Origin of the sequence: Aliivibrio sp. 1S128 (assembly GCF_001691065.1) — a bacterium.
Lineage (GTDB): Bacteria > Pseudomonadota > Gammaproteobacteria > Enterobacterales > Vibrionaceae > Aliivibrio.
Genome location: NZ_MAJV01000091.1, coordinates 128824 through 141877, shown reverse-complemented (window position 1 = coordinate 141877; position 13054 = coordinate 128824). Strand labels below are relative to the sequence as shown.

Genomic DNA, 13054 nt, shown 5'->3' with positions numbered 1-13054 from the left:
GAGCAAATTAATTTCAATTTAAATAGAGAATGATACTAAACAAACTTCAATTCTCAGGGAAAAGTTTTTTAAAGGAGTATTTTATGAAGCGTGAACAATGGGGATCTCGTGCGGGATTTATTCTTGCAGCAGTAGGATCTGCTATCGGTCTAGGTAATATATGGCGCTTTCCATACATGGCGTATGAAAATGGTGGCGGTGCCTTTTTCATTCCTTATCTTTTCGCAATGTTAACTGCTGGTATTCCATTTATGATCATGGAATTTGGCATGGGTCATAAGTTCAGAGGCTCTGCGCCACGAACATTTGCGAAACTAAATCAAAAATACGAATGGCTTGGTTGGTTTCAAGTATTAATCGCCGCAGTGATTGCAGTCTATTACGTTGCCGTTATTGGTTGGGCTATCTCTTACTTCAGTATGTCTTTTTCTCAAAGTTGGGGCCAGGATACTAACGCGTATTTCTTTAGCGAATATCTAAAGTTGGGTGACAACTCACCAACAAAACTAGGTAGTATTCAATGGCATATCGCAATTCCAATGGTTATTGCTTGGGCTATTACTTTTGCCGCTATTTTTGGTGGCGTGAAACGTGGTATCGAACGTGCAAGTAAAATAATGATGCCTTTACTATTCATCATGGTTATCGCTCTTATTGGTCGAATGATTTTCTTACCTGGCGCATTAGACGGCCTTAACTACCTATTCCAACCAGATTTTAGCAAAATCACAGATCCAAAAGTATGGTCTGCTGCTTATGGGCAAATCTTCTTTACGTTAAGTGTGGGTTTCGCAATCATGCTAGCTTACTCAAGCTACCTGCCTGAAAAATCAGACATAAATAATAATGCCTTTATGACGGTACTGATTAACTGTGGTTTCTCAATTATCGCTGGTATTCTTATCTTTTCTATCTTAGGTAACATGGCACATGAACAAAGTAAGCCATTAACTGAAGTCGTGAGCGCTGGTGTTGGCCTTGCTTTTGTTACTATTCCGGCGGCAATTAACTTACTACCAGCCCCTTATATTCTTGGCCCTTTATTTTTCTTTGCTTTAGTTGTTGCGGGATTAAGTTCTCACATTTCAATTATTGAAGCGGTAACCTCAGCCTTCATTGATAAGTTAAATTGGTCACGTAAAAAAGCAGCGTCTGTTGTTTGTAGTGTTGGTTTAGTGGTTTCAATGGCGTTCGCAACCAATGGCGGTCTATTGCTGCTTGATTTAGTGGACTACTTCATTAATAACATTGCTCTACTTGCTAGCTGTCTAATTGAACTGTTTATCATGGGTTGGTTAGTGAAACTTGCAGACATTCGCTCACACGTAAATAAGATATCTGAATTTACTGTCGGCAAATGGTTTGAAATCTGCTTACGTTTCGTAAGTCCGGTATTCCTAGTCGTTATATTGGGTACAAATATTGTTAACACCTTAACTGATGGCTACGGCGGATACGCTCAATCTGATTTACTGCTACTTGGTTGGGGTCTTATTGCCGCGATGTTAGTGGTTGGTATCGTAATTAATAAATCAAGCAAGGAGGCTTAATATGACAACTGGTGCAATCATTATGATGGTTCTTGGCTTAGGGATCACTTGGGGAGGCGCAGCCTTCTGTATCCGTAAAGCAATGAACAGTAACTAGAAACTACTTTCTAGAAAATGTTAGTCTTAAAGCAGATCTTCGGATCTGCTTTTTGTTTTTCGCCGTTACATTTTAAATTAATTTAGAAGGTAAAAATGACCATTCTCTACTCATTTCGTCGATGCCCTTATGCTATGCGAGCACGCCTTAGTCTTGTTCTTTCAAATAAATCGGTACAACTTCGTGAAATTATATTGAAACATAAACCCGAAGCAATGCTACAGGCGTCCCCTAAAGGCACTGTCCCTGTCTTAATTGAAAAAGATGGACATGTTATAGATGAAAGCTTAGATATCATGAAATGGGCTTTAGAAGGCTCTCAACTGTTAAGTTCAGCAACGAGTTCCATGCATTTATTAATAAAAGAAAATGATGACGCATTTAAAGGATGGTTAGATAAATACAAATACGCTGATCGCTACCCTGAACATTCAGAAATTTACTACCGTGAGCAAGGTGAGATATTTTTAGAGAAATTAGAACAACAGTTAATTAATTCAAATAGGCTATTTAGTGATGAATTCAGTTTTGCTGATTTAGCCATTCTTCCTTTTATTCGCCAGTTTGCGTTTGTGGACATTCATTGGTTTAACCAAAGTAAATATCAACGCGTACGTGATTGGCTTACAAATTTCATTGATTCAGAACTATTCCTTTCAATTATGAAGAAATACCCTACCTGGCTAGAATCGAATCAAGAAGTTTCGTTTCCTGAAAATAATACCAATATAACCAATTAACAGATCTATTACCCAACTCTAGAAAACAAAAAAGGAGACTCGAAAGTCTCCTTTTTTTCATCGATATAATCGATAATTAGTTATGAGTAATCCACTCATTCATATCTGTTTTCAAGTTATCAGACTTAGTACCGAAGATAGCTTGAACACCAGAACCTGCAACAACAACACCAGCAGCGCCAAGTTGTTTCAGTTTGTCTTGATTAACCGCTTCAACACTTGCTACAGAAACACGTAGGCGAGTAATACAAGCATCAAGGTTTGTGATGTTCTCTTTACCACCAAATGCAGCAACTAGTTCACCCGCTAATTCAGAACCAGTTACAACCGGACCTGCATTATCGTCTTCATCTTCACGACCTGGAGTCTTAAGGTTCATCGCTTTAATTACAAAGCGGAATACGATGTAGTAAACAACCGCATAAACAATACCAAGACCAACAAGAAGAAGCAGGTTCTCTGCACGTGGAGATTGAACTACAAAGTCAATGAAACCATTCGAGAATGTGTGACCGTGAACAATACCTAATGCGTTAGTTAGCATGTATGCAACACCAGCAAGTACTGCGTGGATAGCATAAAGAACTGGAGCAACAAATAGGAATGCGAATTCAATCGGTTCTGTGATACCAGTAAGGAATGAAGTTAACGCAGCAGATGCCATGATACCCATTACTTTAGCGCGGTTTTCAGGTTTTGCTGAATGTGCAATGGCGATTGCAGCAGCAGGAAGACCGAACATTTTGAATAAGTAACCACCAGCAAGTTGACCGAAACCATTACCTGCAGCGCGAGATGCGTCATCAGCAGTAAGGAAACAAGTCATAATACCATTTACTTGCTCACCAGCGCTGTTCACACAAGAACCCGCTTCGTAGAAGAATGGTACGTTCCAGATATGGTGAAGACCAAAAGGAATAAGAGAACGTTCAACAACACCGTAAATACCAAATGCCATTACTGGGTTTTGGTTTGCAGCCCAATCAGAGAATGCCGCAATTGCGCCACCGATTGGAGGCCAAATTACAGAAAGAACTAAACCTAGAGCGATAGATACAAAACCAGTAACGATTGGCACTGCACGCTTACCAGCGAAGAAGCCTAAGTATTCTGGAAGTTGAATACGGTAGAACTTGTTGAAAGCCCAACCAGCAACACCACCAGCAAGGATACCACCAAGAACACCAGTCTCGATACCATCAACACCCATTACTGTTGCCATCACTTTAAGTGTAGCAACCATGATGCCGTAACCAACAACCGCTGCTAGACCAGCAACACCATCATTGTTTGTAAAACCAAGTGCAGTACCTACAGCAAATAGCAGAGCCATTTGACCGAATACTGAACCACCAGCTTGTTCCATTAAATGAGAAACAACTTCTGGAAGGAAACTAAAGTTGGCTGCGCCAACTCCTAAAAGAATACCAGCTACAGGAAGTACTGATACAGGCAACATAAGTGCCTTACCAACTTTCTGTAGATTGGCAAAAAGGTGTTTAAACATGTTTTGCTCCTAATATTTATAAATACAATTGGACACAGTCAATACTTACTGACTCATTACGGCAATATCCCCCTTGCCTTAGTGTAATCAGTAACTTTGTAAGTAATTATGTATCTAATCAAACTGTCGCTAAATATAGACCTATGTAAAAACACTTTCTAGCATGTTTTCATTTAATGTTTTAAAACCCTGCAGCGATCACAAAAGCAAGGCGTAGAAAAAGTGGTAAGAAAAACACAAGTCACAAGTAAGGGATTGATTTTAAAAGAAATTCTTAATTAAAACAAAAGGATGAAATGTTATTTTTAGCAACAAAAATAGATAGGTCAAATAAACCACAAATGCAATCGTTTGCCGCTTAACATTCAAGTATAAACATGCTTAAAATCAATTAATAAAAAAAAGAGAGGCTAAAACCTCTCTTTTTGTTTAATTTTCAATCTAACTAAAATTATTTGTTCAAAAAAAGATTTTTGAAATTATCTGTCGTAATTTTAGCCACTTCATCAAACGATTTTCCTTTTAATAAACCTATATACTCAGCAACTTCTCTCACATAAGCAGGTTGATTTTCTTTGCCTCGAAAAGGAACAGGGGCTAAATAAGGAGAATCCGTTTCTATTAAAAGGCGCTCTAATGGTAAACGACGAACGACATCTTTCAATTCAGCAGCTTTATTAAACGTTACAATTCCTGAGATAGAAATGTAAAAACCCAGATCTATTGCAGCTTCTGCAAACTCCCAATCCTCAGTAAAGCAATGGATAACACCACCACATTTAGCTGCTTGACCATTTTTTAGAATCGCTAAAGTATCTTCTCGAGCTTGTCGTGTATGTATAATAAGTGGCTTATTATAGTCAACGGCAACGGCCACTTGTTGCTCAAATAATTCACGTTGACGGGGTGCGCTTTCTGGTTGATAAAAATAATCTAATCCAGTTTCACCAATCGCAATAACACGTTCATGTGCAGCATATTGACGAAAAATAGACAAATCAAAATCCGAATCAACATCTAATGGATGAATACCACAAGAAGCATGAACCTCTGGGTGATCTTTAATAAGATCCATCATATTTGGAAAAGCATCAAGCGTAACGCCAACAGTCAAAAACTGCTCTACCCCACGTAACTTTGCCTTTTTAAGTACATCCGCAACATTTGTATGCAAGTCATTGTAATTTAACTTGTCTAAATGGCAGTGTGAATCAATTAGCACATTATTCTCCAATAAACTCAAATAGCCATTGAGTTAATAGTAATTCTTTATTTAATCCTGAATGGACATTGATTTGCTGTCGTAAGGTATTTAAGCTCAAATATTGCTTATAAACGGTATCAACAGAGATACTGACTGCTAATCGTTCAATAGTCTCTTTTTCATCGCAATGCACCCATGTGGTCATTATTCCTAATTGTCGCTTGTGGATATCCGACAATAAATAGCTTAACCAACACAAGCCTTCGTCTTCTAGCTTAATCAAACTTTTAACCACATCTGATGTATAACAAAAAGAAGACTTAACACAGTTATCAAAAGAAGATAATAATAATTGATGAGCCGATTGTTTTTTATCTTGATAAAAACTTTTGACCGCTAACGGTAAGTACCCATTCAAAGTAATAGATTGCTTACTAACTTTTAGCTTTTCTGTCTCACCTAACCATTGCTCTATCACTTCACCACTAATTTCTGGTTGATACCAGACTTGGCAACGGCTTCGAATAGTGGGTAGTAAATGATGTGGAGACTCTGCCAATAATACAAACTGACAGTTTTTAGGTGGCGCTTCTAATGTCTTTAATAGCGCATTAGCCGCCGATTCTGTCATTTTTTCGGCAGGTTCAATCACGATCATACGCTTAGCATTGAACTGTGATGACTCTAATGCCCATGAGTTGCATTGTCTGATCTGGTCAACTGAAATAGATTTCCCTTCAATTTCAGGTCGAATCCAGTGTAAATCAGGATGATTACCTGATTCAACTAAATCACAGCTATGACAAAAACCACAAGGCTCAATGCCTTGTGTTAAACATAATAAGGTATTAGACAAATATTGAACCAGAGCATCTCGCCCCGTTCCATCGGGCATTGCACATAGAATGGCGTGTGGCAGCCTATCGTTAACAATCAATTGTTGCCATTGTTGCCAAACATTTTTCTGCCAAGGATACAGTTTAGTTACCATTAGCCACTAACCACGTTTCTAATGCGTTAACAATGGATTGAGTTACTGTCTCTAGATCTTGGCCTGCATCAATAGTTATAATCGTCTCATCACTATTGGCGAACTCTAAGTAACGTTCACGACTGCGTTCAAAAAAATCCAGTTTCATCTGCTCAATTCGATCCAACTCTCCACGAGCTGATGCGCGTTGAAGGCCTAATTTAGGATCAATGTCCATATAGATAGTGAAGTCTGGTTTGAAATCACCAAGAACGGTATTTCGCATTGTTGCCATTAAATCACGATCAAAACCACGTCCACCACCTTGATAGGCTTGTGAAGAGAGGTCATGTCGATCACCAACAACCCACTCACCTCTCGCTAATGCTGGCTTAATCACATTACCAACTAACTGAGCTCGTGCTGCATACAATAGTAATAACTCGGCCATATCCGTTAATGGTTCATCAGGATGACCTTGTTTAACTAACTCACGCATTTTTTCAGCTAATGGCGTCCCGCCAGGCTCCCTTGTCGTCACAGGATTATCAATGCCATGTTTAGCGAGAGTCGCTAATACATTTTTAATTGCCGTGCTTTTACCTGCGCCTTCTAGGCCTTCAATTACAATAAATTTAGACATATTAATTTCTTAAGGTTCTTAGGTAAGCTCTAACTGCTTTGTTATGCTCAACTAGTGATTTAGTGAATTTATGACCGCCAGTACCATCTGCAACAAAATAAAGATAGCGACTCGTTTCTGGATGAAGAGCTGCTTTTATCGATGCAGGTCCCGCCATTGCTATCGGTGTTGGCGGCAATCCATTTATTGTGTACGTATTATAAGCAGTTGGTGTACGTAAGTCTTTTTTACGAATATTGCCATCGTAATTATCACCCATACCATAAATTACAGTAGGGTCTGTTTGTAAACGCATACCGCGTTTTAGACGATTAACAAACACCGAAGAAACACGCTCTCTTTCCGAATCAATCGCGGTTTCTTTTTCAATAATAGAGGCTAAGATCAACGCTTCATAAGATGATTTTAAAGGTAAGTTTGCTGATTTAGTTTCCCACTCTGCGTCTAATACTGACACTAAGGCATCATGAGAGCGTTCCAATATATCAAAGTCGCTCATTCCTGCCGTATAGTGGTACGTTTCAGCTAAGAATAACCCTTCTAAGTTTGAGCGATCAATTCCTAGTTTTTTTGCAATTTCGTTTTCAGAAAGTTCACTTAATTCATGCTTTAGATAAGGTGCTTTTTCTAATTGTTGTTGCCACTCAGAAAAACGGCTACCTTCAACAAAGGTAATTGAAAATTGATGCTCTTTACCTGTTTTTAATTGAGTTAATACCGCCGCTAAAGATTGATTAGGTTCAACCCAATAGGTACCCGCTTTAATTTCAGTCAATTCTGGTGATATTTTATGAGTAAAACGAGCCCATTTAGTATTCGATACCCATTTATTCTCTTCAAATTCACGAATCAACTTACGGTAGCTTGTCCCTGGTTTCACTTCAATTAGTTGGGCTTTTTCTAATAAAACTGGTTGCTCTGTAAATTTAATTGCTTGCTGATAGCTCCAAAATCCGAAACCTACAGATCCAATGATGATAATTAAAATAAGGAATAAAAATTTCTTTAGCACGAGTACAATTTCTCCTGAAACCAATGTGACAACTTATGACTGTCAAAAGTCGTATTGCCAATTGCGTTAATTGGCACTATTTCAAATAATGAATTACTAATAAAAACTTCATCGGCCATACATAGTTCATCTACATTAATTGATGTTTCGATCAACGTGAGTCCATGTGAATTTGCCAATGCATTAATGTGTGCTTTCATCACACCTTCAACACCAGAGTTTGATAAATTAGGGGTGTAAATATTATCATTCTCCACCCAAAAAATATTGCCTATTGAAGTCTCTATAACTTTGCTATTAAGATCAAGAACCACGCCATCAAGATACGTTGTTTTTGCGATTTCTTTCTTAATCAAAACTTGTTCTAATCTATTTGTATGCTTCATACCTGCAAGTAATGGTGACAGTCCTAACTGGGTTTCGCAAAGCATCAAACTAATACCGCCTTCTTTCCAACTCTGATAATACGTTGGATAAGAAAATGTCGACACGATAATTTGTGTATCATGGCAGCCCTCAGGAGAATAACCTCGTCCACCACTACCTCGACTGATCAGTATCTTAATACCACCATTCTTAAGCTCATGAGCGCAAGATTCAATTTGCGCTTCAAGAAGGTGCCAATCTTCAATCTCAATGTCTAACCGTTTTGACGCATCTTTCAAACGAGCTAAGTGCAAGTCCCATAACCGCACTTCTCCCCGCTCAACTTTCATGGTCGTAAAAGAACCATCACCATATTGAATACTACGATCAGTGAGTGGTAATGAATCCGTAACTACCCCGTTAACCCAATACATACCGTACTCCAAACAGAAAAAAGCGGCTTGATATAATATCAAGCCGCTTTCTAGTATAACTAACTGAGTGAAACTAATTAAGCCTCACAAACAAGTTATTACATTTTCTTAAAGATTAATGTACCGTTTGTACCACCAAAGCCAAATGAATTACAAATAGCGTATTCCATCTCAACTTTACGAGCAGTATGCGGAACAAGATCGATTTCTAAACCTTCTTCAGGATCATCAAGATTAATCGTTGGTGGCGCTATTTGATCAATCAAAGACATAACCGTAATAATCGCTTCAACAGAACCCGCAGCACCCAATAGGTGACCTGTCATTGATTTTGTTGATGACACTAATACTTTCTTAGAGCCTTCTTCACCTAAAGCACGTTTGATGCCTTTAATTTCAGCAACATCACCCGCAGGTGTTGATGTACCATGCGCGTTAACATAACCGATTTGTTCACCCGTTACATTTGCATCACGCATTGCTGCTTCCATCGCTAACGCACCACCAGAACCATCTGGAGTAGGAGAAGTCATATGGTAAGCATCGCCGCTCATACCAAAACCCACTAATTCAGCGTAGATTTTAGCACCACGCGCTTTGGCGTGTTCATATTCTTCAAGAACCATCATGCCTGCGCCATCACCGAGAACAAAACCATCACGGTTCTTATCCCATGGGCGTGAAGCCGCTTGTGGATTCTCATTATTTGTAGACAGTGCTTTAGCTGCACCGAAACCGCCCATACCTAGCTCTGTTGATGCTTTTTCAGCACCACCCGCTAGCATTGCGTCAGCATCACCATAAGCGATCATACGTGCAGCATGACCAATATTATGAAGACCTGTCGTACAAGCTGTTGAAATTGCGATATTAGGACCACGTAGACCGCGCATGATCGACATATGACCAGAAATCATATTTACGATAGTTGAAGGCACGAAAAACGGACTGATCTTACGAGGACCTTTTGCAGTAAAGGCTTTGTGACCGGCTTCAATTAAACCAAGACCACCAATACCTGAACCAATAGCAGCACCAATGCGGTGTGCATTTTCTTCAGTAACTTTAAAACCCGAGTCATCTAATGCCTGAATGCCAGCAGCCACACCGTATTGGATGAATAAATCCATTTTACGAGCGTCTTTCTTAGACATGTACTCTTCAGCATTAAAGTCTTTAACGAGACCTGCAAAACGAGTCGTAAACTCAGTGGTATCAAAGTGCTCGATATTAACGATACCACTTTGGCCTGCTAACAGCGCTTTCCAGGCTGCTTCAACAGTGTTACCCACCGGTGTTAGCATACCCATGCCTGTAACTACTACACGACGTTTGGACACGATATATTTCTCCGGAATTAATTGAATTAGATAGGGATTGTAGCGTATAAAAAAACTCAGGCGGTCAAGAGTGACCGCCTGGAGGGTATTTCTTACTGTGCGCTAGTTACGTAGTCGATAGCAGCTTGAACAGTAGTGATTTTCTCAGCTTCTTCATCTGGAATCTCAGTGTCAAACTCTTCTTCTAGAGCCATAACTAGTTCAACTGTATCTAGTGAATCTGCGCCTAGGTCGTCAACAAATGATGATTCGTTTTTAACTTCAGCTTCATCAACACCTAGTTGCTCAATGATGATTTTCTTTACGCGTTCTTCAAGATTGCTCATTTTATTTTCCTAATTACAGATTTCGCTGATTTGCGATACTTGCTGTATTTTATTCATTAATAAGAAAGTTGCAAGGCCAAGATTGCTGGTCAAACCACGAAATTCGTGATTTTTAGTGCAATTTTAACCCAAAATTGACTTAAGTCACTCTCAAGCCAACTTTCTAAATTAAACCATGTACATGCCGCCATTCACGTGCAAAGTTTCGCCCGTGATATAAGCGGCTTCTGGAGACGCTAAAAAGACAACCGCAGCAGCGATTTCTTTAGGGTCACCTAAACGACCCGCAGGTACAGATGATAGTGTTGCAGCTCGTTGCTCATCATTCAAGGCTTTTGTCATATCAGTTTCGATAAAACCTGGAGCAACAGTATTCACGGTAATACCACGAGAAGCGACTTCACGTGCCATTGATTTAGTAAAACCAATGACACCAGCTTTTGCTGCTGCATAGTTTGTTTGACCCGCATTGCCCATTGTACCAACAACAGAACCTACGTTAATAATACGGCCATTACGTTTTTTCATCATGCCACGAAGAACCGCTTTAGATAAACGGAAAATAGACGTTAGGTTAGTATCTAAGATATCCATCCATTCATCATCTTTCATGCGCATAAGTAAGTTATCACGAGTAATACCTGCGTTATTAACTAAAATATCAATCGCACCAAACTCATCATTAATAGTTTTAAGTACCGCTGCAATAGATTCTGCATCAGTTACATTTAATGCAAGACCTTTACCGTTCTCACCTAAATATTCACCAATTGCCGCCGCACCATTTTCAGAAGTTGCGGTACCAATAACGGTTGCACCGCGAGACACTAATTGCTCAGCAATCGCACGACCAATACCACGGCTAGCGCCAGTAACTAAGGCAATTTTGCCTTCTAAATTCATCATTTACTATTCCCTTTAATTACTTAGCAGCTTCAAGAGAAGCAGCATCATTTACCGCTGCTGCGCTAAGTGATTTAACGATTCGTTTAGTTAAACCAGTAAGAACCTTACCTGGACCAACTTCATATAATGTTTCAACACCTTGTTCAGCCATCATTTCAACAACTTCAGTCCAACGTACTGGGCAGTATAATTGACGAACAAGTGCGTCTTTAATTTTTGCAGGATCAGTTTCAGCAATAACATCAACGTTATTAATAACAGGCAATGCGGGTGCTGAAAATTCAATGCTTTCTAACGCAATCGCTAATTTATCAGCCGCAGGTTTCATTAATGCACAATGAGATGGAACCGATACTGGTAAAGGAAGCGCACGTTTTGCACCCGCTTCTTTACATAATACACCAGCACGCTCAACCGCATCTTTATTACCAGCGATAACAACTTGGCCTGGAGAATTGAAGTTTACAGGAGAAACAACTTCGCCTTGTGCTGCTGCTTCACACGCTTTAGCGATAGAATCATTATCTAAACCGATAATAGCGAACATAGCACCAACACCAGCTGGAACTGCTTCTTGCATTAATTGGCCACGTAGCTCAACCAATTTAATTGCTTCTTTAAAGTCAATAACACCTGCACATACAAGCGCTGAGTACTCACCAAGGCTGTGTCCAGCTAAAACGGTTGGTTGTGCTAAACCTTGCTCTTGCCATACACGCCATAATGCAACTGAGGTTGCTAATAATGCTGGCTGAGTACGAAACGTTTGGTTTAAATCTTCCGCCGGACCATTTTGAACCAGTGACCATAAGTCATAACCTAGCGCTTCTGATGCTTCTGCAAAAGTTTGCGTTATAACGTCGTGTTTCTCACCTAATTCAGCAAGCATGCCAACGGCTTGAGAGCCCTGACCTGGGAAAACGATAGCAAAATTGCTCATGTACATTATTTCCTTTAAATAAGCGCATAAAGAAACTAGGCCAAAGAAATGGCCTATTTCTAACTAAAACTTAACGAGTGCCGAACCCCATGTAAAACCACCACCAAATGCTTCAAGCAATAAGGTTTGGCCACGTTGAATTCGACCATCACGTACCGCTTCATCCAATGCTGTAGGCACTGTAGCAGCTGAAGTATTACCGTGACGATCTAGAGTCACAACAACTTGATCCATCGACATCGACAGTTTTTTTGCCGTTGCTTTAATAATTCGTAAATTCGCTTGATGTGGGACTAGCCAATCTAGCTCTGACTTATCCATTTGGTTTTTATGAAGTGTTTCTTTCACCAAATTCGATAACTGAGTCACGGCAACTTTAAAGACTTCATTACCCGCCATGTACAACCATTTATCTGCTTCTTCGTTTTTACGCGAAGGAACAGGTAAAGAAAGTAATTCACCAAATTTGCCATCAGCATGCAAGTGAGTCGAGATAATCCCAGGCTCTTCGCTTTGGCCAATAACTACTGCGCCAGCTCCATCACCAAATAAAATAACAGTAGAACGATCAGTAGGATCACAAGTATGAGAAATGGCATCAGAACCAATAACCAATACATTTTTTGCCATGCCTGTTTTGATGTGTTGATCGGCAACACTCAATGCATAAACAAAACCTGAACAAGCCGCTGATAAATCAAACGCAGGACACCCTTGTATACCTAATAACCCTTGAACTTCACATGCAGCTGATGGAAACGAGTACGTTTGCGTACTTGTTGCTAAGATAATCAGATCAATATCATTCTTATCTATACCAGCCATTTCAATTGCATTAACGGAAGCAAGGTGACCCATAGTGGCCACAGACTCATTTTCACCAGCAATGCGGCGTTCACTAATACCTGTACGAGCTAAGATCCACTCATCACTAGTATCGACCATTTTTTCTAAATCCGCATTTGAGCGAATTTGTGCTGGTAAATAGCTACCAGTACCTAAAATTTTGCTATACATGA

14 protein-coding genes are annotated in these 13054 nt (G+C 39.6%); 3 read left to right on the top strand and 11 right to left on the bottom strand.

Annotated elements, in window-relative coordinates; translation table 11 throughout:
* The first annotated feature begins 83 nt into the window (after nucleotides 1–83).
* From A6E03_RS10875 to A6E03_RS10870, 3 genes are all read left to right on the top strand, one after another.
* A complete protein-coding gene (locus A6E03_RS10875) occupies nucleotides 84–1550 on the top strand; it encodes a sodium-dependent transporter (protein WP_065593688.1) in 1467 nt (488 codons plus the stop codon).
* A 1-nt stretch (nucleotide 1551) separates the two neighbouring features.
* A complete protein-coding gene (locus A6E03_RS20075) occupies nucleotides 1552–1647 on the top strand; it encodes a MetS family NSS transporter small subunit (protein ID WP_099047736.1) in 96 nt (31 codons plus the stop codon).
* Between the two features lie 95 nt (nucleotides 1648–1742).
* Nucleotides 1743–2387: a glutathione S-transferase gene (locus tag A6E03_RS10870; protein WP_065600851.1), complete on the top strand. Its 645-nt coding sequence runs from the start codon at nucleotides 1743–1745 to the stop codon at nucleotides 2385–2387.
* Nucleotides 2388–2463: 76 nt separating this feature from the next.
* Here the strand turns inward: A6E03_RS10870 and ptsG are convergent, their stop codons facing one another.
* From ptsG to A6E03_RS10815, 11 genes are all read right to left on the bottom strand, one after another.
* On the bottom strand, nucleotides 2464–3894 hold the full coding sequence (ptsG, locus tag A6E03_RS10865; protein ID WP_065600850.1) for a PTS glucose transporter subunit IIBC: 1431 nt from the start codon (nucleotides 3892–3894) through the stop codon (nucleotides 2464–2466).
* Nucleotides 3895–4345: 451 nt separating this feature from the next.
* Complete coding sequence (locus tag A6E03_RS10860; protein WP_065593691.1) at nucleotides 4346–5116, bottom strand: TatD family hydrolase; 771 nt, start codon at nucleotides 5114–5116, stop codon at nucleotides 4346–4348.
* 1 nt (nucleotide 5117) lies between these two features.
* Nucleotides 5118–6089 (bottom strand): DNA polymerase III subunit delta', encoded by a 972-nt coding sequence (holB, locus tag A6E03_RS10855; RefSeq protein ID WP_065600849.1) that lies wholly within the window; start codon nucleotides 6087–6089, stop codon nucleotides 5118–5120.
* A complete protein-coding gene (gene tmk / locus A6E03_RS10850) occupies nucleotides 6079–6711 on the bottom strand; it encodes a dTMP kinase (RefSeq protein ID WP_065593693.1) in 633 nt (210 codons plus the stop codon). Before tmk ends, holB begins: the two co-directional genes overlap by 11 nt.
* Before the next feature lies 1 nt (nucleotide 6712).
* Nucleotides 6713–7723 (bottom strand): endolytic transglycosylase MltG, encoded by a 1011-nt coding sequence (mltG, locus tag A6E03_RS10845; protein WP_065600848.1) that lies wholly within the window; start codon nucleotides 7721–7723, stop codon nucleotides 6713–6715.
* Nucleotides 7717–8523, bottom strand: coding sequence for an aminodeoxychorismate lyase (pabC, locus tag A6E03_RS10840; RefSeq protein WP_065600847.1), 807 nt, complete (start codon nucleotides 8521–8523; stop codon nucleotides 7717–7719). The genes mltG and pabC overlap by 7 nt, the downstream gene beginning before the upstream one ends.
* 98 nt (nucleotides 8524–8621) lie before the next feature.
* Nucleotides 8622–9863, bottom strand: a complete 1242-nt coding sequence (gene fabF / locus A6E03_RS10835; protein WP_065600846.1) for a beta-ketoacyl-ACP synthase II — start codon at nucleotides 9861–9863, stop codon at nucleotides 8622–8624.
* A 92-nt stretch (nucleotides 9864–9955) separates the two neighbouring features.
* Nucleotides 9956–10189, bottom strand: coding sequence for an acyl carrier protein (acpP, locus tag A6E03_RS10830; protein ID WP_017022099.1), 234 nt, complete (start codon nucleotides 10187–10189; stop codon nucleotides 9956–9958).
* 168 nt (nucleotides 10190–10357) lie between these two features.
* Nucleotides 10358–11092, bottom strand: a complete 735-nt coding sequence (fabG, locus tag A6E03_RS10825; RefSeq protein ID WP_065594239.1) for a 3-oxoacyl-ACP reductase FabG — start codon at nucleotides 11090–11092, stop codon at nucleotides 10358–10360.
* 19 nt (nucleotides 11093–11111) lie between these two features.
* The gene (fabD, locus tag A6E03_RS10820) at nucleotides 11112–12035 is read right to left on the bottom strand and encodes an ACP S-malonyltransferase (RefSeq protein ID WP_065593696.1); all 924 of its coding nucleotides are present in this window, start codon (nucleotides 12033–12035) and stop codon (nucleotides 11112–11114) included.
* A gap of 63 nt (nucleotides 12036–12098) precedes the next feature.
* The gene (locus A6E03_RS10815; protein ID WP_065600845.1) at nucleotides 12099–13052 is read right to left on the bottom strand and encodes a beta-ketoacyl-ACP synthase III; all 954 of its coding nucleotides are present in this window, start codon (nucleotides 13050–13052) and stop codon (nucleotides 12099–12101) included.
* Nucleotides 13053–13054: the final 2 nt, after the last annotated feature.